Source organism: Fictibacillus nanhaiensis (genome assembly GCF_036213205.1).
In the GTDB taxonomy this organism is placed as follows: domain Bacteria; phylum Bacillota; class Bacilli; order Bacillales; family Fictibacillaceae; genus Fictibacillus; species Fictibacillus nanhaiensis_E.
Genome location: NZ_JARMFC010000006.1, coordinates 378,575 through 401,820 on the forward strand (window position 1 = coordinate 378,575; position 23,246 = coordinate 401,820).

Consider the following 23,246-nt stretch of genomic DNA (forward strand, 5'->3'; position numbering starts at 1 on the left):
ATGATAAAAACAATAAGATTAAGATTTACAGCTTGCAAAAAGTCCAGACGAAAGTATTTTTTCTTTTAGCTCAGTATTAGGCGGGTCGCAAATAATTTCAACAAGATCCTCTGGGTAGATAGATAATGCGATGATACCGAGAAAACTCTTTCCGTCGGCCGTTCGGTCTCCTTTTTGCACATAGATAGATTCTGTAAAACTGCCTGTTAATTCAACAAGTTTAGCAGCACGCTCTGCATATATAGGCCGAGTTGCTTTTACAATCATAATAGATGACCTCCTTTGCCAATCACACTATGTATGGATATGTGCATAAGAAGGAAAAATGCTAACTAAATGAAACTTTTACATGGAGGAAATATGAAACCTACAAAAAAATGGCTATATCTTTCGTTATTTGCTGCGGGAATAATCATTTTATTTCTCTGGTTGCAAAAAAATTATAAGGGATTTAGTCCTGAAGAATTTAGAAATTGGATCGTTCAGTGGGGATGGATTGCACCTTTCATCTTTGTTGTGCTTTATACATTGAGGCCGTTTGTGTTATTTCCATCTTCCATATTTGCCATAACAAGCGGTTTGTCTTTTGGATTTTATTGGGGATGTCTATATACATATCTCGGATCGCTAGGAGGAGGACTCCTTACGTATTTCGCGATCAACCGCTTTGGCCGTTTTAAGAAAAATAAACAATGGAAAAACGAAAACTACGAAAAAGTACGAAATAAAATTGAAAGAGAAGGTATTCGTTTCGTTCTATTGTTAAGGTTGCTTCCGGTACTAAATTATGATTTGGTAAGCTATTTAACGTCATTAACAAAGGTGAAGTTTAAAGACTATGCGATAGCTACAGCAATTGGGATCATTCCTGGAACAATCGCTTACACGTATTTAGGTACCTCCATGACGTCGGGAAGCAAAAAAGTCGTTTGGATCGGCACGACTCTTTTATTTGTTCTAGTCGGTCTACCCCTGATTTTTAAGAAGAAGATGAAAGCAAAGGTAGGATTATAGGTCTTAAGGATGTTGTTCATTGGGTATTAAGTTTCTAAGCAGATTGCATAATTTCAATGGCTTTATTAACTATATTTAGCAGTAACTTTCACTTTTTGAGAGCAGATTTGCTTCATAGCCGTAAGCCTCCTCAAAGAAATGATTGCTGATATATTTCCCATAAGTAAGGGGACCAAAACAGGGTCTTAAGTCCTGATGTGCAAAAACGTGAGAAACATGTAGTTCTTTAGAATATGAAAAAGAGTACAACCGTAAGTAAAACCTAGGCTGTACTCTTATTTTTATGCGTTTAATTTCGTTTTTTCACGCTTGGCCTGTCTTCTGAAGAATAACTCATATAGAACAGGTACGATGATCAATGTTAATAGTGTTGAAGTTGTTAGACCACCGATAACAACGATTGCTAATCCTTTAGAGATAAGCGTTCCTGACGACGTTGTCAATGCAAGTGGAATTAATGCTGCAATTGTCGCAAATGCTGTCATTAATATCGGACGTAAACGAGTTTTACCAGCTTCTAATAATGCTTCGCGAACCGGCATACCTTTAATTTCACGGTTTTGTCCGATGCGGTCTACTAATACGATCGCGTTCGTCGTAACGATACCGATCAGCATAAGTATTCCGATCATCGCACTTACAGACAATGGTTCATTGATCAAGTATAATCCTCCGATTGCTCCAACAGGAACGAATATGAGGGAAGAAAGGATGATGAACGGAATGCGTGCTCGACCAAACGTGATCAACATCGTTAAGTAAACGAGACCGATCGCAACTAACATCGCAAGACCAAGATCTTTGAACGTATCCATCGTTTCTTCGCTTCCTCCGCCACCTTCTGTGGATACAGAAGAAGGAAGGTCTACATTACCTTCAACGCCTTTAATAACGTCTTGTGTTACTTTTTGAACGTTGTCTCCTTTTACTTGTGCAGAGACTTGCGCATAGATCTTACCATCAAGCTTTTGGATTCCAGTTACTGTATCTTTTTCTGTAACTTCAGCAACGTCTGAGATCTTAACTGGACCAGATGAACCGAATACAGTAAGGTCCTTGATCTCATCTAGGGATTTAACTGCTTCGTCATATTCAACTTTCACATTCTTTTGATCGCCGTCTAATGTAAGTTCTCCTACTTCAACAGGTTTCGTTACATCTGATACAGCCCCTAGAATAGCGAAGCCTGATACGCCTTTTTCAGCTGCTTTTTCGGTATCGATATCAACAGCCCATTGTTTTTGCGTATCTTTAAAGTTGTTGGATACATATTTGATCGAATCAATCGTCTTCATGTACTCTTCAACATCACTTGCTGCTTTTTGCAGATCTTCTAAGTTGTTTGAATATAGATCAATATTGACTTCGTTATTAGCTGGAGGCCCGCCGCTTGAAACTTCCTGCAAGCTGATTACGGTTCCTTCTGCTTTTTCGTCTGTGATCTCTTTAATATCTTTTTCTAGCTCTCTTAATTCTGTATCAATGTTTGCTTCTTTTTTGAGGTTCACAAAATAGTTGGCAACATTTTGACGCTTAAGACCGGTTTGGAAATCACGAGAACCGATACCAGCTGTTACATCTTCAATAGTATCGCGCTTAGAGAGGTACTCTTCAACTTCTAAAGACACTTCGTTCGTCTTTGTGACGTTTGTACTTGCAGGTAATTCAACGTTAATCGTTAATGTTTTTTGCTCTTCATTCGGCAGGAACACCATTCCAAGCTTTGTTGCAAGGAAGAAAGATCCGCCTAAAAGAATGAATGAAGTGAGAAGAACTAGAACTTTATGGTTCAATGAGGCTTTGATCAATTTTTCATAACCACGCTGCAACGGACCATCGTTCTTTTCTGGTTTTACGGTTTTAAACGCATATTTTGCTAATATAGGTACGATCGTAACAGCAACGATCAGTGATGCTAATAATGCAAATACAACGGTTAAGGCAAACGGTAAGAAGAACTCACCTGTAATACCACCGACAAGACCAAGTGGCAAGAATACAACAACGGTTGTAATCGTAGAAGATACGATCGCTTTTAAAATTTCACGCGTGGAGTCAATGATCAGCTCATCACGGTCGTAGTCACCATCCGTTTTACGGATTCTTCTAAAGATATTCTCGATTACCACGATACTATCATCTACAACGCGTCCGACGGCAACTGCCATTCCACCGAGTGTCATAATATTTAATGTGATATCAAGACGGTCTAGGAAGATAGCTGACACGAGCAGTGAAAGCGGGATCGAGATGATCGCAATGATGGTTGCTCTAAAGTTTCGAAGGAAGATAAGTACTGCTAATGAAGCGAATAATGCTCCAAACAATCCTTCTTTAACAAGTGTGTTTACAGAATCTTTAATACCTTCTGCCTGGCCGAAACCAACAGCATAATCTAACTTATCATCGTATTTATTCTTGTTCAGGACTTCTAGTACTTTGTCAGCAACTTCGACCGTATTTGCATCTTGTTTCTTTGTTACGGCCATAGAGAGTGAAGCTTTTTGGTTATATCTTGTAATCTCACTAACATCATCTGTTTCTTTAACTTCAGCAAGATCACCAAGCTTTAAGCTTGCGGGTGCTTGAGCTGCTTGTGCTCCACCAGGTGCGCTTTGTCCGCCTGGAGCACCTGGAGCTCCAGGTTGACCTGTTTCACCAGGCGCTCCGCCGTCAGCTCCACCTGGAGATTGTGCAGGTGCGCCTTGACTTGAGGGAATTGTAATCTCCTTAAGTTCAGCAACCGTATCGACCACTTCTTCAACACGAACCGGAACTGTAATCGAGTCATCGGTTACGGTACCAGCAGGGAATGAAAGGTCACGGCTGTTGATCGCTTCTTTAACGGCGTTTAAGGTGATGCCGGCTTCTTTTGCTTTTTCTTTATCAAGTGTGATTGAGACGAATGTCTCTTTAACACCACCTACAGAAACGTTGTTCACACCTTGAATCTTTTTAAGTTCTGGAACCAATTCGTCATTAACGAATGCTTGAATGTTTTCTCCTTCTTTTTCAGGGAATAGAGAAATATTGTAGATAGGAATGGTTCCAAATGAGAAACGACTTACCTCCGGTTCTACATCTTCAGGGAGCTCCGTTTCAGAAATAATGGATTTGACTTGATCTTCTACTTCATCCATATTTGCGGTAAAAGGGAAATCCATACTGATGATAGATATACTTTCGTTTGAAGAACTCTTAACGGTTTTTACATCCTCTACTTGCTTCAATTGAGTTTCAAGTTTGTCTGTTACTTGTTCGTTCACATCTTCAGGAGATGCTCCTGGATAAACGGTTTGAACGGTCAGTTGTGGAAACTCAACATTTGGGAGCAGGTCCACTTTTAAATTCGTGAACGAGAAGACTCCACCAACAATAAGTAAAAATGAAAAGATGAATATTGCTACTGGATTTTTTAAACTAAATCGTGTTAACCAGTTCATTGTTTCCTCTCCTACGTATGTTTTTATTTTTCATATGTGTATTTTCACATATGTGTTTATCTATAATATAATAGCTGTATAAGATTTATATCAAGTATTAAGGATAAAAAAATTGTGAAAAATGTGTTACAATGCAAAACAGTACAGAAAGAAAGAAGGGTATCAAATGGCGTTAAGGTATGCGCTGTTAGGTTTATTGGCGAAAAATGAAGCAACAGGTTACGAGCTAACACAGCAATTTAAAGAAACAGTTATTCATTTTTGGACAGCTCATCACACGCAGATCTATAGAGAACTTTTAAAGATGGAAGAAGAGGGACTCACACAATCTAAGACCGTACAGCAGAGTGATTATCCTGATAAGAAGATATATGCAATTACGGACAAAGGTTTTGAACAGCTGCTTGAATGGATGCTGAATAAACCAGTAAATGTACCAAAGCTGAAAGACGATTTGCTATTAAGGGTATCCATGTTTCATTTTATACCAATTGACAAAGCGATTGCTTTTTTAGAAAAGAGTAAAGAACATCATCAGATGGGACTGATGATGACGAAAAAATGGCAAGAAGAGCATTTTCCAAAAGGAACGTATGGAAAAAACGAACTTGGCGAGTTTTTAACAAGTGAATACGGCATTCGATATATGGAAAGCTGGTTATCATGGTGTAACTGGGCGATTAAAGTTCTAAAGAAGAAAGGTGAGTCATAAGCAATATGGACATTTTATTTACAGATGCAGCATTGACCCGATTGGAAAAAAAGATACAGGGAAAAACAGGATACCTGAAACTCAAACATGATACAGAAGGCTGCGGTTGCGTAGTAAGTGGTGTTGCTGCTCTTGTCTTAGTCGATCAGATAGAGGACAACGATACAAAAATTGAGACGAATGGTCCAGATCTTTTCATGGAGTACAATACAGCTGTTTTCTTTGCTGAAAAGATGACGATTGATGCTCCTTCTGGCAATCACTTTTCATTAAAAAGCCCTGGAGAGACGTTGAATCCTTCAATGAAATATTACGATAGAACAAAGCAAAACACGGGCATGTAAGAAGCCCGTGTTTTGTTTTGTTAATGTTGAGGAACGTTCTTTAACAGTTGAAACTGTTTGCTTGAAACTGGTTTTGAAAGAAGAGGAGATATGTAGGCGGCAGCTTCAAGCAGTTTGTCTAGATGGATACCTGTTGATATTCCCATCTGAGAAAGCATGTGAACAACGTCTTCAGAGGCCACGTTACCTGAGGCTCCTGGTGCGAACGGACAACCGCCAAGTCCTCCAGCAGATGTATCGAAGCGGTCGATGCCAGCTTGAAGACTCGCAAAAATGTTAGCAAGAGCCATTCCTCTCGTATCATGAAAATGAGCGGTTAAAAGTGTTGTCCCGCGCAGATGATGTTTTAAAAGAGTGAACAGTTCAAGACACTCTGAGGGATTAGCCATACCGATCGTGTCTGCCACACTCAGTTCATCAACACCCATCTCTTCAAAGTCCAGACAAATTTTTAATACGTCCTGTTCATCGATCTTTCCTTCGAACGGGCAATAAAAACTAGTAGATATACAAGCTCTCACAAAAAATCCTCTGCGCTTTAAATCTTCAATAAGAGGTCTTAGTTCGTTCATGCTCTCTTCTGTTGATTTGTTTATATTCTTCTTATTGAACGTATCACTGACACCTACGAATACAGCAATATGTTTGACTCCAGATTCGACAGCTAATTCGATTCCTTTTTGATTTGGAGCAAGGACAAAGTTTCGATGTTCATCAAGGCAGCTGTCGATAATTTCAGATGCATCTTGCATTTGAGGAACCCATTTCGGTGAAACGAATGAGGTGAGCTCCATTTCTTGAAACCCCGCATTTTTTAAGAGTGAAATGAATTTTATCTTATTCTTTGCAGGTATTAAATTCTTCTCGTTTTGAAGGCCATCTCGCGGCCCGACTTCTATAAGCGTAACTCGTTCAGGTAAGTCCACTAGTGTAAACCCCTTTCTCGAAAGCGTTTTCCTACTGTTATTTTAACTAAAAAAAATCGTCAGTTGCAACACATTTAATTTGTTATGGTATGATAAAAAGGAATTTTCAGAAATTTAAAAAGAGATCTACAAGGAGGAGACTAGTCATGGTTTCAAGGGAGAGAGACGCAGTAGTTGTAAGCGCTGTCAGAACGCCGATCGGAAGCTTTATGGGAAGTTTCAAAAATGTTGCCGCAACAGATTTAGGAGCAATCGCGATTAAAGATGCATTAAAAAAAGCGGGTATCCCACATGATTCAGTAGATGAAGTCATCATGGGAAATGTTCTGCAGGCTGGCCTCGGACAGAACCCAGCCCGACAAGCAGCCATTAAAGCTGGATTGCCGAATGAGGTATCCAGTATGACGATCAATAAAGTATGCGGTTCAGGTCTTAAGGCTATTCATCTAGCGTGCCAAGCGATCTGGCTGGATGAGGCAGATATTATCGTTTGCGGCGGGATGGAAAACATGAGCCAAGCTCCTTATCTTTTGAACGGAGCACGAGATGGACTTCGAATGGGTAACGCTCCTATGGTAGATTCCATGATTCAAGACGGATTATGGTGTGCATTTGGTGATTATCACATGGGAATTACAGCGGAAAATCTATGTGAGACCCATTTATTGTCTCGTGAAGAGCTAGATGAGTTCGCAGCGGAAAGCCAAAGAAAATGTGCACAAGCTCAAGAACAAGGGAAATTTAATGACGAGATCACACCGGTTGAGATTCCTCAACGTAAAGGTGATCCGATTATAGTTGATACAGATGAATATCCAAAGCCGAGTTCAACGGCTGAAAAGTTAGGAAAACTTCGCCCTGCATTTAAGAAAGATGGCATGGTAACAGCAGGTAATGCGTCAGGCATCAATGACGGTGCTGCAGCACTTGTTGTGATGAGCAGAAAGAAAGCCGAAGAACTAGGACTGAAACCGATTGCCGTCGTAAAAGCAAACGCGAGCGCGGGTGTTGCACCAGAAGTGATGGGCATCGGACCAGTGGAAGCCGTTAAGAAAGTGTTACAGAAAACTGAGTTAAGCATGAATGACTTTGATCTTGTTGAAGCAAATGAAGCATTTGCGAGTCAATCGTTAGCGGTTGGTAAGGATCTTGAATTTGATAAAGAAAAATTAAATGTGAACGGTGGAGCGATCGCACTCGGGCATCCAATCGGAGCAAGTGGTGCAAGGATTGTCGTGACATTGCTTCATGAGATGAAACGCAGAAATGCAAAACGAGGACTTGCAACACTCTGTATTGGTGGTGGCCAAGGGGTAGCATCGGTCTTTGAGAACGAAGAAAAGTAAGTGACTGATTAAAGAAAATGATCGCATGAAAAGGAGAGAGAAAAATGAAACCAATATTGAACTCAGCACTTGAAGCTGTAGCAGATATAAAAGATGGATCTACACTTTTGGTAGGGGGTTTCGGGCTTGTTGGAATTCCTGAAAACTTAATCTTAGCACTAGTAGAAAAAGGAACGAAAGATCTTACCGTCATTTCGAACAACTGTGGAGTGGACGATTGGGGTCTCGGCCTTCTGTTAAAAAACAAACAGATCAAAAAGATGGTAGGTTCTTATGTGGGTGAGAACAAAGAGTTTGAAAGACAAGTATTATCAGGTGAGATAGAAGTAGACTTGATTCCACAAGGGACACTTGCTGAAAGAATTAGAGCAGGCGGTGCAGGAATTCCAGCGTTCTACACACCAGCTGGAGTAGGAACACCGATTGCTGAAGGTAAAGAAACACGTACGTTTAACGATAAGGAATATTTGCTGGAAGAAGGAATTGTAGCTGACTTCAGCTTGATTCGCGCAGCAAAAGGAGATAAAGCAGGGAACCTGATCTATAACAAAACAGCTCGTAATTTTAATCCGATGATTGCAGCAGCAGGAAAAGTGACGATTGCTGAAGTGGAAGAGATTGTTGAGATCGGTGATCTGCACCCGGATTACATACATACACCAGGTGTATATGTACAAAAAATGATTGTCGGAACTCAAGAAAAACGCATTGAACGACTCACTGTAAAACAAGGGTAAGAGGAGGGAGACCATTATGAATATTAGAGAAAGAATTGCAAAAAGAGCCGAAAGAGAGATCGAGTCAGGATTCTACGTAAATTTAGGGATCGGAATGCCAACGATGGTAGCTAATTTTATTTCCGACAATAAAGAGGTTGTGCTACAGTCAGAGAACGGCCTTTTAGGGATCGGTCCTTATCCGCTTGAAAGTGAGGTTGACCCCGATCTGATCAATGCAGGGAAGGAAACAGTAACGGCTATTAAAGGAGCTTCATATTTTGACAGTTCTGAGTCGTTTGCCATGATTCGCGGTGGTCACATTGATATCGCGATATTAGGCGGAATGGAAGTTTCAGAGAATGGAGATTTAGCCAACTGGATGATTCCAGGAAAGATGATAAAAGGAATGGGCGGGGCGATGGATCTTGTGCATGGAGCAAAGAAGATTATCGTCATCATGGAACATGTGAACAAAGCTGGTGACAGTAAAATCTTAAAACAATGTCAGCTTCCCCTTACAGGTAAAGGTGTCGTAGAACGAATCATTACAGACCGTGCTGTTATGGACGTTTCTGATCAAGGTCTCGTTTTAAGAGAAGTAGCAGAAGGATACTCCGTAGAAGATGTAGTAAATTCCACCGAGGCAAAGCTAACTGTTGCAGAGGATGTTAAGCTAAACGCTTATTAATAAGACCTTTTCGCTAAATGTCATGTTACGAAGAAAGTTTATGATTAATACAAGGTTCTTAATCTTTTAAATAAAGAGGTGCTACAACATGGCTATCTATCTAATAGATGGGGCTAGAACGCCGTTCGGATCATATGGAAAATCATTGACCGGTGTAAGTCCGACAGACCTAGGTGAGATATCTGCGGTAGAGGCGATGAAACGTGCCAATATTTCCCCAGCAGATATAACGGATGTAGTTTATGGTAATGTTATTCATTCGAGCAAGAATGCCGCATATGTAGCGAGACATACTGCCCTAAAAGCAGGAGTGCCATCAGATGTTCCTGCCATGCTCGTCAACCGCTTATGTGGCTCTGGCCTGCAAGCAGTCGTTTCAGCCATGCAGAACCTACGTGATCAGGAAGAAGGGATAGCGCTTTCTGGAGGCATTGAAAATATGTCGCAGTCGCCGCACGTTTCTTTTCACCACCGGTTTCATAATCAAAAGTTTGGTCCGATCACGTTTGATGATATGCTTCTTCAGACGTTAAGTGATGAATATATCGGGTGTGGCATGGGGATAACAGCTGAAAATTTAGCGAATCAATATTCCATTACAAGAGCAGATCAAGATGAGTTCGCAAGTCTAAGTCATAGAAAAGCGGCTGAAGCTAGAGAGAGTGGAAGATTTAATAAAGAGATCGTTTCAGTACCTTTAAAAAACGGAGCTCTCTTTACAGAGGATGAAGGGATCAAACCTGAAACATCTGTTTCTTTGCTTGGAGAGTTGAGACCATCTTTTCAAAAAGACGGAACAGTTACAGCAGGGAATTCGTCTTCTATTAACGATGGCGCCGTGTCGCTTATTCTTGCTCACGAGAAATCGGTTAAAGAAAAACGTTTAAAACCGCTCGTAGAGATCGTTTCGTGGGCAGTAACAGGGGTCGATCCATCGGTGATGGGAATTGGGCCAGTACCTGCGATTCAGAAACTGCTGCAAAAAACAGGTCTTTCCATCGATGACATTGGTTTGTTTGAAATCAACGAAGCATTTAGTTCTCAATATTTAGCTGTAGAGAAAGAATTACAGTTAGATCGTGAAAAAACGAATGTAAACGGAGGAGCGATTGCACTCGGTCACCCTGTAGGAGCGAGTGGTGCAAGACTGTTGCTATCATTGAGTTATGAAATGAAACAACGGCAAGAAAAGTATGGAATAGCAAGCCTCTGTATTGGTGGTGGGCAAGGAATTGCGATGCTACTAAAACTAGTATAAAAAAGTCCCGTGGAGCGATATCGCTTCAGCGGGACTTTTTCAATTGAATCATTCTCGGTGTGTATCATAGATTTCAGCTGGAAAAAGGGAGCGCAATGACTCTAACTCCCCTTCACTTAAAGGTGTAGAGTTAAAGGTTTTAATATTTTCTAAAAGTTGTTCAACAGAGCTTGCACCAGCAGCTGCAGTTGCCACCGGCTTTTGTCGCAACACATATTGCAAAGCTGCATGTATGATGTTCTTATCACTTAAGACATCTTTAAACTTCTCGATCCTGTTTTGTATTTCAGCGCCGTTGTAATGAAGAAACTTACCGTCAGCACTCTTTTGAAATGCTTTTTCACTCAACCAACCTTTTGCAACAGGACCTCTGGCAATAACGCTAATATCCTTTGAATCCAGATAAGGAAACAGTTCTTCAGGACGTCTATCCAATAAACTGTATTGCATCATAATACTTTGAATATTCGAGTTCTCTGCAAAATATTTAATGGTGTTTGGCCTTATTGATGAAATCCCATAATAACGGATATATCCTTCAGACACGAGTTCATCAAAAGCCTCGATCGTTTCATCAAGCGGATCATCAATCGTCCCTCCGTGAAGTTGGTAAAGGTCAATATAATCGGTTTGTAGACGTTTCAGGCTATCCTTTAACGCAGATTTAATATAAGCTTTCGAAGGATTCCATTTCCAACCATCCCCGTGTTGACTCCAATCATTTCCGCCTTTTGTAGCAAGAATGATGTCTTGTCGAACATCTTTTAGTGTTTTGCCAATAAACTCTTCATTCCACCCAAACCCGTATAAATCGGCTGTGTCAAAATAGTTAATACCATGATCGAGCGCAGTCTTCACGATTTTCTCGTTCTCGTTCCCAAGCTCAGGAGCAAGTGACATACATCCTAAGCTTAGTTCACTCACATACAGATCAGAAGAACCTAATCTTCTTTTCTTCATCCTTTTCACCTCTACTTCATTCGATTTGTTTCTGTCCTAAACCTATCATAATGCCCTGGAAAAAGAAAAAACTCCGCACAAAAAAAGATGCGAATAAAAAATTCACATCGTCAGCCGTCAAGGTGCGTTTATTTTTTCGGAGAAGTGGCGTTGATCCAGTCTTGAACAAGTTCATGCTGCTTACTATAATTTTGTAGCATATATTTGATCTGCCATGCCTTACCTACGAGCGTGATTCCTTTAGGTTGAAGATAGATCTTCATCTGCTATGCCTCCCTCATGGTCCTATTAAATGCAGTATTCCAAAGTATGATAGACTTTATGTAGAAAAGAAGATAAATAGACCATTGGAGTGTGGAAAATGGAAAACTTATATGAAAAAACAGTAAGCAAAGAACAGATATACAGTGGGAAAGTAATTGATCTATATATTGAAGAAGTAGAACTACCTAATAAAGAGTTAGGGAAACGAGAGATTGTTAAACACCCTGGAGCAGTAGCCGTATTAGCAGTAACAAAAGAAGGTAAGATGTTGATGGTAGAGCAGTTCCGCAAACCACTCGAAAAGACGATCATTGAAATTCCAGCAGGTAAGCTTGAAAAAGGAGAAGATCCTTTAGAATGTGCCAAACGTGAATTGCTAGAAGAAACGGGTTTTGCTTGTGAATCTTTGGAGTCCATAGGATCCTTCTACACTTCTCCAGGATTTGCAGACGAATTAATCCATCTGTACTATACGAACACTCTTACAAAGCAAGGTGATCAGATGACAGATGATGATGAATTCTTAAATGTACTTGAAATAAGCGTAGATGAAGCGAAAGAATTAATGAAACAAGAAAAAATTCACGATGCAAAAACAGCTTACAGTGTCATGTATATGGAGTTAACTCGTGCACTTAAAAAATAAACTTCTACAGTTCTTTGCCGATATGCACATACATATCGGCGCATCTCGAACGGGTAAAGCGGTTAAGATTACAGGTTCAAGATCCTTGACACTCCGTAATATCCTACGTGTAGCCAAACATGTAAAAGGTATGGATGTCATAGGAATCATTGATTGTCATTCCCCTGAAGTACTTCAGGAATTAATAGACCTTAAACATGATGGATACTTGCAAGAGCTAGAAGAAGGCGGTTTATCAATTGATGGCTTAACACTCATACCAGGAGCCGAAATCGAAATTAATGATGAATATTGTAAAGGACCGATTCATGTTCTTGTTTATATGCCTAGTATTGCTGCGATGGAGAACTTAAGTGCATGGCTAACACCTCGAATGAAGAACATCCATCTAAGCTCTCAACGGATGTACGGCAGTGCTCGTGAACTTCAGAAGTTTGTGAAGAATTTAGGTGGACTATTTATTCCCGCTCATATTTTTACTCCGTTTAAAAGTTTATACGGAAAAGGAGTAGGTTCTTCTCTAACAGAAGTGTTAGACCCAGCTATGATAGATGGGGTTGAACTAGGTTTAAGTTCAAATACCGAGATGGCATCTCGGCTTGAAGAGCTTTCTTCATTCACCTTCTTAACGAATTCTGATGCCCATTCATTAGAGAAAATCGCACGTGAATATCAAATGCTTTCCTTAAAGGAACCATCGTTTAAAGAATTTAAAATGGCTCTTCAAAATAAGAACGGGAGAGAGATTATTGCAAATTATGGTCTCAATCCGTATCTCGGAAAATACTATAATTCGGTTTGTGAATCATGTTTAGAAGTATATCTTCCAACCAATGAGAACTGCGTAAAATGTGGACGTAGGAAGTTCATAAAGGGAGTTAATGACCGGATTAATGAACTCCAAGGAACAGGGTCAACCAAAAATAATGTAAACAGACCTCCTTATATCCATCAAATTCCGCTCGAGTTCATACCAGGGTTAGGTCCTAAATCTTTATTGAAACTGCGTGAAGCGATTGGAACAGACATGGATATCATACATTCTTCTACACAAGATCAACTGAAGGAAATTGTTAAACCAGCTATAGCTGAACAAATACTATTTGCTAGAAACGGAGAGCTTTCTGTACAAAACGGTGGTGGTGGAGCTTACGGAAAAGTGATTGTAAACCATCCTAGTAAAAGTAAAAAATAAGACATACCTTCTCCACTGATTCATAGAATAGGATTAAGAGATTCGGTGGAGGAGGCTTACATATGGAGAGTGCGCGCTATTACATGCAACGGCATCTAGAAGAAAATAAGACGTTGTATGCGTTTGTTGGTGTTCTCTTTTTAATGGGTGTCATTTTTGGAGCAATTATCGTTAATTCATTAAGTCTTAATCAAAAACAAGATCTGTACACGTACTTGTCACGCTTTTTTGTTCAAGCTGCAGAAGGTGGCTTTACGAGCAAAACTGATATGTTTTTTCAAAGCTTTGGCCATTATTTAAAATACATGGGTCTCATGTGGATTCTAGGTTTATCCGTAATCGGGCTGCCTGTTATTTTAGTCATGCTGTTCTTAAAGGGAGTAGTGATCGGTTTTACTGTGGGATTCTTAGTGAACCAGATGGGATGGTACGGTTTTTTGTTATCATTTGTATCTGTTCTGCCACAAAACGTACTATTAATACCTGCTTTTATTATCGTGACAGTCGCTGCTGTTGCATTTTCTTTTAAAATGATACGTCAGCTGGCTTTTAAAAGGCACCACATGCCCTTTTTACCACAGCTATTAAGATATACACTATTGGTCGCGGGTGTAGGTGTTATGGTTTTGCTTGCTTCAACGATGGAGGCATTCTTTACGCCAGCTCTGATGGAACAAGTAATAAAATGGTCAATATAACTAGGAATAATAATTATTTGTTTATAATAAGTTTAAATCGTTAATTAAAATGAGTTTAAATTGACAACTTTTTTCTCCTTGCTTATAATTATCTTGTGCATACATAAGGAGGAAAAGGGTATGGAAAGCAGAATCGACCGTATCAAAAAACAGCTGCATTCACAAAGTTATAAGCTGACTCCACAGCGTGAGGCGACCGTGAGAGTCCTCCTCGAAAACGAAGAAGATCATTTAAGTGCGGAAGATGTTTATCTGCTCGTAAAAGAAAAAGCGCCAGAAATTGGATTGGCGACCGTTTACCGTACTCTGGAACTCTTAACCGAACTTAAGGTAGTAGATAAGATTAACTTTGGTGATGGGGTATCCCGTTACGATCTTAGAACTGAAGGTGCTGATCATTTTCATCATCATCTTGTTTGTATCGAATGTGGAGCGGTGGATGAAATACAAGAAGACCTTCTTGGCGATGTGGAAAAAGTAGTTGAAGAAGGCTGGAATTTTAAAATTAAAGATCATAGACTGACATTTCATGGAATCTGTCACAGATGTCATCCTAAGGATAATAATGAAGGTGAAGGAAGCGGAGAGTAACGCTTCCTTTTGTTTTGGCTGATTTTTCAGTCTCTAAATTAATAAGTGGATATAAATTAATTGAAGCAAGAAACACCGCACACTACACGGGAAGTGAACCCAAAACACCAATGTATACGATAAGCTATTTTCTAAAGGGTTGTTGCTTTTTAATCATTGTTCATTCGCTTCTTTGACAGTTTATTGGAGTGGAAGGTGCGAGACTCCTGCGGGACAGGTGGGCAGGTGAGACACTTAAGAGTGAAACGTACGAATGTGGCTCACCGCCTGCCCCGCGGAAAGCGAGCAACCTGAAACGCAAATAAACCACTATCAAAAGCAACAATGAATACAAAACAGACTTTATTTTAAATGCATTTACAAGATATAAAGCAAAGAATATTTACAAAGTCCAAAGAATCGGGTAACGTATGAGGTGTAGATTCAACTTTTATGTATAATCAGGGAACATGTGGGCATAACCTGTACTATATGAGGACAGGGGTGGACATGATGATTTCCTGGATGAAAATGGTTTGGAATACAACAAAGGTGTTCTTTGCTTTTTCAATTTGCACGCTCGTGTTTTATTTCGGTTTGCTTTGGATTAATCAAGAATATGAAAATTATCATAGATATGACGAACCAAAAGGTAAAGCTGTTAAGGTCTTTAACTTGAGTTCTGATAAGGACTCAAACGCTGTAAAAAGACTTTTCTATTTTTATCAGACGGGTGAGTAAGGAGGGGTAGAGTGAACGATCATGTTCAGGATTTTCTTCAATACATTATTGTAGAACGAGCCCTCTCAAAGAACACAATCGACTCCTATAAGAGAGATTTAACTCAATATGTGCGATATCTCGAAAAAGTCGAATCTCTTGAAACTATTCATGAGATTGACCGTAATCATATAATGGGATATCTTTTATTTTTAAAAGAGAATGGTAAGGCTTCCACGACGCTAGCGCGCAACATTGCGTCTATTCGGTCGTTTCACCAGTTTCTTTTAAGAGAGAAGGTCACGAGTCAAGACCCTTCTGTACATATTGAAACACCTAAAACAGAGCGAAAGCTTCCGAAAGTTTTATCCACAGATGAGGTTGAAGCATTATTAGAAACACCTACGTCGAACGATCCATTTTCACAAAGAGACAAGGGTATGCTTGAGCTATTGTATGCAACAGGCATTCGAGTGTCAGAGCTTGTGCAGCTCAATATAGGAGATGTCCATCTAGATATGGGATTCATCCGCTGTATAGGTAAGGGGAATAAAGAAAGAATCATCCCTTTAGGAAAAATGGCCCAAACAGCAATCGAACGATATCTGCAAAATGGACGTTCAATCATGTTAAAGAGCAAGAAGACTGATGCACTCTTTTTGAACCATCACGGAAATCGTTTATCTCGACAAGGATTTTGGAAGATATTAAAGCAACTAGCAAGAAAAGCTCATATTGAGAAGGAGCTTACACCGCATACACTTCGTCATTCGTTCGCAACTCATTTATTAGAAAACGGAGCGGATCTACGTGCAGTGCAAGAGATGTTAGGACATGCTGATATTTCCACAACACAAATCTATACACATGTAACAAAAACGAGATTAAAAGATGTATACTCCGCCTTCCATCCGAGGGCGTGAGCTTTCTTTTTTCGATAAGATGTCAGACTTCTGACATCATCAAGATTTTGTTTGTTGTTTCTGCGATAAGGAAATAGTAAATAAAGTGAATGTACGAATTTCAGGAGGACAAAATGAAACAATCACGTTTTAAGAGAACATTTTTAGTCGTAATGGATTCTGTAGGAATTGGTGAAGCACCAGATGCAGAAAAATTCGGAGATAAAGGAGCTCACACGCTAGGGCACATCGCACGTGAGATGAACGGCCTCAACGTTCCGAACATGGAGAAGCTTGGTCTTGGAAATATTGATTCAACTATGGAAGGTATTCAGAAAGCAACGAAGCCAATCGGACATTATGCGAAACTTCCTGAACTTTCAAATGGTAAAGATACGATGACAGGACATTGGGAGATCATGGGTCTTCACATAAAAGAGCCTTTTCAAACGTTTCCGGATGGCTTTCCTGATGAGTTAATCGATATGCTTACCGAAAAATGGGGTAGAGGAATTTTAGGGAACAAAGCTGCTTCAGGTACTGAAATTATTACTGAGCTCGGAGAAGAGCATGTGAAAACAGGAAAGTTGATCGTTTACACGTCTGCTGACTCTGTGTTGCAGATTGCTGCTCATGAGGATGTAGTTCCGTTAGAGGAATTGTATGAGATCTGTGAAACGGCGAGAGAAATGACGCGTGAAGGCAAGTATATGTTAGGAAGAATCATTGCTCGTCCGTTTAAAGGTGAACCAGGAGCATTTGAAAGAACGTCTAATCGTCACGATTATGCCCTAAAACCATTTGGAAGAACGGTTATGAACGAGTTAGAAGATGCAGGGTATGACAGCATTGCACTAGGGAAAATTTCTGATATCTTTGACGGTGAAGGTGTGACGAAAGCCATTCGAACAAAATCGAACATGGATGGAATGGACAAGCTGGTTGAGTCTATGAATGAGGATTTTACAGGCCTTAATTTCTTAAACTTAGTCGACTTTGATGCATTGTTTGGTCATAGAAGAGATCCTGAAGGCTATGGCAAAGCATTGGAAGAATTTGATGCTCGATTACCAGAAGTTCTAGAAAGATTAAAAGAAGACGATCTGCTGATTATTACAGCGGATCATGGGAACGATCCTGTTCATCATGGAACAGATCATACGCGTGAATATGTACCATTAATGGTATATTACAAAGGGATCGAAGAAGGTAAAGAACTAAACGTAGGTAAAACGTTCGCTGATATCGGTGCAACTATCGCTGAAATATATGATGTCAAAAAACCAAGTATCGGACAAAGCTTTTTAAATCAACTTTAAGGTTAAGTTAAGGGGGAAATGAACATGTCAAAACAATTACAAACATCTGCTGATTTTATTCAATCAAAACTTACTTCAACTCCAAAAATAGGTTTGATCTTAGGCTCTGGTTTAGGAATCCTAGCTGAAGAAATTCAAAACCCAGTAATTATTCCATACTCAGAAATTCCTGAATTTCCTGTTTCGACCGTAGAAGGTCACGCTGGACAGCTTGTTATTGGTGAGCTTGCTGGAAAACAAGTAGTTGCGATGCAAGGACGTTTTCATTATTACGAAGGATACTCGATGGAAAAAGTAACATTTCCAGTGCGTGTAATGAAACTGATCGGAGTAGAAACGATCGTTGTAACGAACGCAGCAGGTGGCGTTAATAAGGATTTCGAAGCTGGAGACCTTATGTTGATCACAGATCATATCAATAACTTTGGTAACAATCCATTAATTGGTGCTAATGATAATTCGTTTGGCGTTCGTTTTCCAGATATGAGTGAAGCTTACACATTGTCTCTTCAAGACGTTGCGCGTGGTGTAGCAAAAGATTTAAACATCACATTAAAAGAAGGTGTTTACGCAGGTAATACGGGTCCTTCATACGAAACGCCAGCAGAAGTAAGAATGCTTCGTGTTTGGGGAGCAGATGCTGTTGGAATGTCTACGGTTCCAGAAGTAATTATCGCACGTCATGCTGGAATGAAAGTCCTTGGAATTTCATGTATTTCTAATATGGCAGCGGGTATCTTAGATCAGCCGTTAACGCATGATGAGGTTATGGAAACAACAGAGATGGTAAAATCCAATTTCCTTTCTTTAGTTAAAGGAATCGTTAAAGAAATTTAACTGCAAGATCTAAGCGAATTTTAGAAACATTTATTAAAATAGGTTCATATGTAACGTTATAAGAAAGTGGTGCTTAAAACATGAGAATGGTTGACTTGATTCAAAAAAAGCGTGATGGAAAAGAATTAACAAAAGCAGAGATCGATTTTATTATTCAAAATTATACAAGCGGTGATATTCCGGACTATCAAATGTCTGCATTTGCAATGGCTGTATATTTTAAAGATATGACAACTGAAGAGCGTGCACATTTAACAATGGCGATGGTAGAGTCAGGTGATCAAATTGACCTTTCTGCGATCGAAGGAATTAAAGTAGACAAACACTCAACAGGTGGTGTTGGTGATACAACGACTCTTGTGCTAGCTCCTCTAGTTGCTGCGCTTGATGTGCCTGTAGCGAAAATGTCCGGAAGAGGACTTGGGCATACAGGTGGAACAATCGACAAATTGGAAGCTGTTCCTGGGTTCCACGTTGAAATCGACAACCAAGAATTTATTGACCTTGTAAATAAAAATAAACTTGCTGTTATCGGACAAAGCGGAAACCTGACACCAGCGGATAAAAAACTGTATGGTCTTCGTGACGTAACGGCAACAGTTAACTCTATCCCATTGATCGCAAGCTCGATCATGAGTAAAAAGATCGCAGCTGGTGCTGATGCAATCGTCCTGGATGTAAAAACAGGTGCGGGAGCATTCATGAAAACACCGGAAGAAGCGGAAGAATTAGCTAACGCAATGGTGAAAATCGGTAATGCTGTAGGACGTAACACGATGGCAGTTATCTCTGATATGAGCCAGCCTCTAGGTCTTGCGATCGGAAATGCTTTAGAGATCAAAGAAGCAATCGATACGCTTAATGGTAAAGGGCCAAAAGATCTTGAAGAACTTTGCTTAACTTTAGGTTCTCACATGGTGTATCTTGCGAAAAAAGCAGATTCACTCGAACAAGCACGTGAGATGCTAAAAGAAGTAATCGCTTCTGGAAAAGCACTTGAAACATTAAAAGTGTTCTTAAAAGCTCAAGGTGGAGACGAATCAGTGGTTGATCATCCAGAAAGAATGCCACAAGCTGCACATACATTTGAGTTAGCTGCAGATGAAGAAGGCTATGTTTCTGAAATTGTTGCAGATGAGATTGGTACGGCGGCAATGATCTTAGGTGCAGGACGCGCAACGAAAGAATCTGAGATTGATCTAGCTGTTGGTTTAATGCTGAACAAAAAAGTGGGAGACCAGGTTGCTAAAGGCGAGTCACTTGTAACGATCTACAGCAATACTGAAAATGTAGACGATGTGAAGAAAAAGATACGTGATGCTTATACAATCTCGAAGAATGCTGTAGAAGCTCCTCCACTTGTATATAAAGAAATTAAAAAATAATGGTTATATAAGATGACTCAAGAGTTCATACTCTTGAGTCATTTTTTTTGTCTTCTAGAACATTTAAATGCTTGGAAGATCCGGTATAAAGTGAAAAATTATGGAAAAAATAAAACTATATGAATGGAGGGAACTGTATGAAAGGCGTTATTTCAGGTCTATTAAGTATATGTTTGCTTGCTTCTTTTTCAATCCCAAAAGCGGAGGCAGCAGAAAAAGCAAAAGAAAAAATAAAGCTTGCAGAACAGAGCCACTCGGCGATTTTAATGGAGCAAGATAGTGGGAGTGTGTTATTCGAAAAGAATAGCCATGAGAAGTTGCCGCCAGCGAGCATGACAAAAATCATGACGATGATATTAATCATGGAAGCCATCGATAAAGGGAAGATCAACTGGAACGATAAGATTCGTGTAAGTGAATATGCGGCAAGTATGGGTGGATCTCAAATCTTTCTTGAACCAGGTGAAGAGATGCGTGTGGAAGATATGGTGAAAGGAATAGCAATCGGAAGTGCGAACGATGCTTCAGTAGCTATGGCAGAACATATCGCTGGATCTGTTGATTCATTTGTAAATCGTATGAACGATAAAGCAAAAGAACTGGGTTTAAACGATACATTCTTTAAGAATCCAACAGGGCTCCCTGCTGCAGGACATTATACGTCTGCTCATGATATGGCAATCATGGGTAAAGAGCTTCTGAAGCATGAGGAAGTTACAAAGTTCACAGGACTTTATGAAGATTATTTAAGAGAAGAAACAGAAAAGAAGTTTTGGCTAGTTAACACGAACAGACTTGTTAAATTTTATCCAGGTGTAGATGGGTTGAAAACAGGCTTTACAAATGAAGCAAAATATTGCTTAACAGCTACCGCCAACAAGAACGGGATGAGAGTTATCGCTGTAGTAATGGGAGCACCTTCTCCTAAAGACAGAAACGCTCAAGTTACATCAATGCTTGACTATGCTTTTACACAGTTTTCGACGAAAAAGCTTTATGCAAGACATGAGATTGTAAAAGAAGTTAAAGTGCAAAAAGCGGAAAAAACTAAACTTCCTGTTGTTACTTCAGAACACATTTCACTGTTATTGAAAAAGGGGGAGACAGCGAAAAAAGTAAAAACGGTAGTAAATGTAGATAAAGATTTGAAATTACCTGTTAAAAAGGGACAGCAGATCGGCTCTTTAAAAATTTATAACGGGAACAAGCTGATTACAAAAAGCCCTGTGTTAGCTTCAGAAACAGTGAAAAAAGCATCTTGGTGGAAACTATTCAAACGAACAGCAGGACAAATGTCAAAATCCTCATAAATTTAATGGATTCTTGACAGTTAAAGGCGAATTCCCACTAGTTTTGTCAAGAGTGAAGGAATTCGTCTTTTTTTATAGAAAATTCACGTTATCCAAAAAAGAAGGAGAGGATAGCGTGGGATTAGCTGTCAATTTGGAACTTAAACACACCGTATTATGCATCCGCTTAGACGGAGAACTTGATCATCATACTGCGGACATGCTTCGATCACAAGTGGAAGATTATTTGATGAAGCATACGGTAAATCATATTGTCTTAAATTTAGAAGGTTTGAGTTTCATGGATAGTTCAGGTTTAGGCGTTATACTAGGACGTTATAAGCAGATCAAGAGTCAAAATGGTGAGATGGTGGTATGCGCCATATCTCCAGCGGTAAAACGGCTTTTTGAAATGTCAGGACTATTTAAGATTATCAAGCTTGAAGAAGATGAAGAGCTTGCCCTTCAGGCTTTGGGGGTGGCTTAAAATGAGAAATGAGATGAAGATTCAGTTTTCAGCGTTAAGTCAGAATGAATCTTTCGCACGTGTAACGGTTGCTGCGTTTATCGCCCAGATCGATCCAACAGTTGATGAACTGACAGAGATCAAAACCGTTGTATCTGAAGCGGTGACGAATGCGATCATTCACGGTTACGAAAACAAAGCAACTGGTATGGTATATATTGAAGCCGCTATTGAAGAGGATACGATCCACCTTACGATTCGTGACGAAGGATTAGGAATTCGGGATCTTGATCAAGCAAGACAGCCGCTTTATACGTCCAAGCCAGAACTTGAGCGCTCAGGTATGGGATTTACGATCATGGAGAATTTTATGGATAGTGTAGAAGTCATCTCAGAACCTTCTTTCGGCACTACGATTCATTTGACAAAATACTTGACCAAAAATAAAGCTATGTGTAATTAAGGGAGTATGTCTATGGATGTCGAGGTGAAAGGCAGCAAAAGTGAACCGTTTCTTAAGGATGAAGAGATTAAGTTATTGATCAAACAGAGTCAGGAAGGAGATCAGTCAGCCCGTGATACGATTGTTGAAAAGAACATGCGGCTTGTCTGGTCTGTGGTTCAGCGCTTTTTAAACAGAGGTTATGAAGCAGATGACCTTTTTCAAATCGGCTCTATCGGGCTATTAAAATCTGTTGATAAATTTGATCTTTCTTATGATGTTAGGTTCTCCACCTATGCAGTGCCTATGATCATCGGTGAGATACAGCGGTTCATCAGGGACGATGGTACGGTTAAAGTCAGCAGATCATTAAAAGAAACCGGTAATAAAGTGCGTAAAGCAAAAGATGAATTATCTAAATCACTTGGGAGAACACCTACCATTTCAGAAGTAGCTGAATTTTTAGAGATCGCGGTGGAAGATGTAATCATGGCGCAGGATGCTGTAAGAGCACCACAGTCGATTCATGAAACCGTCTATGAAAACGATGGTGATCCCATAACGCTACTGGACCAAATTTCAGATCACTCGGATAACAAGTGGTTCGACAAGATCGCATTAAAAGATATTATGGATAAACTTGATGAGAGAGAGCGGCTGATTGTTTATTTAAGGTATTTTAAAGATCAAACACAATCCGAAGTAGCCGATCGGTTGGCCATTTCACAAGTACAGGTATCCAGGCTCGAAAAGAAAATTTTATTATTTATGAAAAACCAGATGGAGACTTAAACGTCCTATCTGGTTTTTTGTTTGCTGTTTTTTGCAGTAGGTGACGGTCTTTGAGAGATAGTTGATTTCCGCTCCAGGTTGCACGCTTTCCATGGGGCGAACGGTGAGCCTCCTGTCTAGTTGCAGTGACTAGCCCCTCGAGGTCAAAAGGTAAACGGTCAAGAAGGCAAAGTACGCCTTCCTAGCCCATTTCCCTTTTGCTTGTCGGGGCTGAACGAGTCACTTCCACTTTTCGGACTGCCGCTTTGCGCCCTTAGGAGTCTCCACCTGCCCACTCGTCCAATAGGAGTCGGCAACCTTCCGCTACAATC

At 39.9% G+C, this 23,246-nt stretch carries 25 protein-coding genes; 20 read left to right on the plus strand and 5 right to left on the minus strand.

Going from position 1 to position 23,246, the window contains the following annotated elements:
• Positions 1-18: 18 nt before the first annotated feature.
• Positions 19-267 carry an HPr family phosphocarrier protein gene (locus tag P4V41_RS08935; RefSeq protein ID WP_328084496.1) on the minus strand — a complete coding sequence of 83 codons (249 nt, stop codon included), beginning with the start codon at positions 265-267 and terminating at the stop codon, positions 19-21.
• Positions 268-360: 93 nt separating this feature from the next.
• Between P4V41_RS08935 and P4V41_RS08940 the strand changes: the two genes are divergently transcribed.
• Positions 361-1,014: a TVP38/TMEM64 family protein gene (locus tag P4V41_RS08940; RefSeq protein ID WP_328084497.1), complete on the plus strand. Its 654-nt coding sequence runs from the start codon at positions 361-363 to the stop codon at positions 1,012-1,014.
• Positions 1,015-1,295: 281 nt separating this feature from the next.
• On the opposite strand, the gene P4V41_RS08945 is transcribed toward P4V41_RS08940, so the two are convergent.
• Entirely contained in the window at positions 1,296-4,457 is a 3,162-nt protein-coding gene (locus P4V41_RS08945; RefSeq protein ID WP_328084499.1) for an efflux RND transporter permease subunit, read from the minus strand.
• A gap of 166 nt (positions 4,458-4,623) precedes the next feature.
• Between P4V41_RS08945 and P4V41_RS08950 the strand changes: the two genes are divergently transcribed.
• Positions 4,624-5,169 (plus strand): PadR family transcriptional regulator, encoded by a 546-nt coding sequence (locus P4V41_RS08950; RefSeq protein ID WP_328084500.1) that lies wholly within the window; start codon positions 4,624-4,626, stop codon positions 5,167-5,169.
• A gap of 5 nt (positions 5,170-5,174) precedes the next feature.
• Positions 5,175-5,513 carry an iron-sulfur cluster biosynthesis family protein gene (locus P4V41_RS08955; protein WP_328084501.1) on the plus strand — a complete coding sequence of 113 codons (339 nt, stop codon included), beginning with the start codon at positions 5,175-5,177 and terminating at the stop codon, positions 5,511-5,513.
• Positions 5,514-5,533: 20 nt separating this feature from the next.
• On the opposite strand, the gene P4V41_RS08960 is transcribed toward P4V41_RS08955, so the two are convergent.
• Complete coding sequence (locus tag P4V41_RS08960) at positions 5,534-6,439, minus strand: hydroxymethylglutaryl-CoA lyase (RefSeq protein WP_328084502.1); 906 nt, start codon at positions 6,437-6,439, stop codon at positions 5,534-5,536.
• A gap of 146 nt (positions 6,440-6,585) precedes the next feature.
• On the opposite strand from P4V41_RS08960, the gene P4V41_RS08965 reads away from it, so the two are divergent.
• The 4 genes from P4V41_RS08965 to P4V41_RS08980 all read left to right on the plus strand — a co-directional run bounded on the left by P4V41_RS08965 (position 6,586) and on the right by P4V41_RS08980 (position 10,450).
• Complete coding sequence (locus P4V41_RS08965) at positions 6,586-7,785, plus strand: acetyl-CoA C-acetyltransferase (RefSeq protein WP_328084503.1); 1,200 nt, start codon at positions 6,586-6,588, stop codon at positions 7,783-7,785.
• A gap of 44 nt (positions 7,786-7,829) precedes the next feature.
• Complete coding sequence (locus P4V41_RS08970) at positions 7,830-8,522, plus strand: CoA transferase subunit A (protein WP_328084504.1); 693 nt, start codon at positions 7,830-7,832, stop codon at positions 8,520-8,522.
• A gap of 16 nt (positions 8,523-8,538) precedes the next feature.
• On the plus strand, positions 8,539-9,192 hold the full coding sequence (locus tag P4V41_RS08975; protein ID WP_328084505.1) for a CoA transferase subunit B: 654 nt from the start codon (positions 8,539-8,541) through the stop codon (positions 9,190-9,192).
• Positions 9,193-9,280: 88 nt separating this feature from the next.
• Positions 9,281-10,450 (plus strand): thiolase family protein, encoded by a 1,170-nt coding sequence (locus P4V41_RS08980; RefSeq protein ID WP_328084506.1) that lies wholly within the window; start codon positions 9,281-9,283, stop codon positions 10,448-10,450.
• Between the two features lie 48 nt (positions 10,451-10,498).
• Here the strand turns inward: P4V41_RS08980 and P4V41_RS08985 are convergent, their stop codons facing one another.
• Together P4V41_RS08985 and mciZ are read right to left on the minus strand one after the other, a co-directional pair.
• Entirely contained in the window at positions 10,499-11,410 is a 912-nt protein-coding gene (locus tag P4V41_RS08985) for an aldo/keto reductase (RefSeq protein ID WP_328084507.1), read from the minus strand.
• A 128-nt stretch (positions 11,411-11,538) separates the two neighbouring features.
• Positions 11,539-11,673 (minus strand): Z-ring formation inhibitor MciZ, encoded by a 135-nt coding sequence (gene mciZ, locus P4V41_RS08990; RefSeq protein ID WP_066395881.1) that lies wholly within the window; start codon positions 11,671-11,673, stop codon positions 11,539-11,541.
• Positions 11,674-11,771: 98 nt separating this feature from the next.
• On the opposite strand from mciZ, the gene P4V41_RS08995 reads away from it, so the two are divergent.
• From P4V41_RS08995 to sigF, 13 genes are all read left to right on the plus strand, one after another.
• Entirely contained in the window at positions 11,772-12,320 is a 549-nt protein-coding gene (locus tag P4V41_RS08995) for an NUDIX hydrolase (protein WP_328084508.1), read from the plus strand.
• 22 nt (positions 12,321-12,342) lie between these two features.
• A complete protein-coding gene (locus P4V41_RS09000) occupies positions 12,343-13,515 on the plus strand; it encodes an endonuclease Q family protein (RefSeq protein ID WP_328084750.1) in 1,173 nt (390 codons plus the stop codon).
• A gap of 62 nt (positions 13,516-13,577) precedes the next feature.
• Complete coding sequence (gene spoIIM, locus P4V41_RS09005; RefSeq protein ID WP_066395870.1) at positions 13,578-14,213, plus strand: stage II sporulation protein M; 636 nt, start codon at positions 13,578-13,580, stop codon at positions 14,211-14,213.
• Between the two features lie 120 nt (positions 14,214-14,333).
• The gene (locus tag P4V41_RS09010) at positions 14,334-14,804 is read left to right on the plus strand and encodes a Fur family transcriptional regulator (RefSeq protein WP_066395868.1); all 471 of its coding nucleotides are present in this window, start codon (positions 14,334-14,336) and stop codon (positions 14,802-14,804) included.
• A 489-nt stretch (positions 14,805-15,293) separates the two neighbouring features.
• Positions 15,294-15,524 carry a YqzK family protein gene (locus P4V41_RS09015; RefSeq protein ID WP_370568628.1) on the plus strand — a complete coding sequence of 77 codons (231 nt, stop codon included), beginning with the start codon at positions 15,294-15,296 and terminating at the stop codon, positions 15,522-15,524.
• Between the two features lie 11 nt (positions 15,525-15,535).
• Complete coding sequence (xerD, locus tag P4V41_RS09020) at positions 15,536-16,426, plus strand: site-specific tyrosine recombinase XerD (protein ID WP_328084509.1); 891 nt, start codon at positions 15,536-15,538, stop codon at positions 16,424-16,426.
• Positions 16,427-16,539: 113 nt separating this feature from the next.
• Positions 16,540-17,724, plus strand: a complete 1,185-nt coding sequence (deoB, locus tag P4V41_RS09025) for a phosphopentomutase (RefSeq protein WP_328084510.1) — start codon at positions 16,540-16,542, stop codon at positions 17,722-17,724.
• A gap of 24 nt (positions 17,725-17,748) precedes the next feature.
• Complete coding sequence (locus P4V41_RS09030; RefSeq protein WP_328084511.1) at positions 17,749-18,561, plus strand: purine-nucleoside phosphorylase; 813 nt, start codon at positions 17,749-17,751, stop codon at positions 18,559-18,561.
• Positions 18,562-18,641: 80 nt separating this feature from the next.
• Positions 18,642-19,946 carry a pyrimidine-nucleoside phosphorylase gene (locus P4V41_RS09035; RefSeq protein WP_328084512.1) on the plus strand — a complete coding sequence of 435 codons (1,305 nt, stop codon included), beginning with the start codon at positions 18,642-18,644 and terminating at the stop codon, positions 19,944-19,946.
• 137 nt (positions 19,947-20,083) lie between these two features.
• Positions 20,084-21,256, plus strand: coding sequence for a D-alanyl-D-alanine carboxypeptidase family protein (locus P4V41_RS09040; protein WP_328084513.1), 1,173 nt, complete (start codon positions 20,084-20,086; stop codon positions 21,254-21,256).
• 115 nt (positions 21,257-21,371) lie between these two features.
• On the plus strand, positions 21,372-21,722 hold the full coding sequence (spoIIAA, locus tag P4V41_RS09045; RefSeq protein ID WP_328084514.1) for an anti-sigma F factor antagonist: 351 nt from the start codon (positions 21,372-21,374) through the stop codon (positions 21,720-21,722).
• Between the two features lies 1 nt (position 21,723).
• Positions 21,724-22,164: an anti-sigma F factor gene (gene spoIIAB / locus P4V41_RS09050; RefSeq protein ID WP_328084515.1), complete on the plus strand. Its 441-nt coding sequence runs from the start codon at positions 21,724-21,726 to the stop codon at positions 22,162-22,164.
• Positions 22,165-22,176: 12 nt separating this feature from the next.
• Positions 22,177-22,935, plus strand: coding sequence for an RNA polymerase sporulation sigma factor SigF (gene sigF / locus P4V41_RS09055; RefSeq protein ID WP_328084516.1), 759 nt, complete (start codon positions 22,177-22,179; stop codon positions 22,933-22,935).
• Positions 22,936-23,246: the final 311 nt, after the last annotated feature.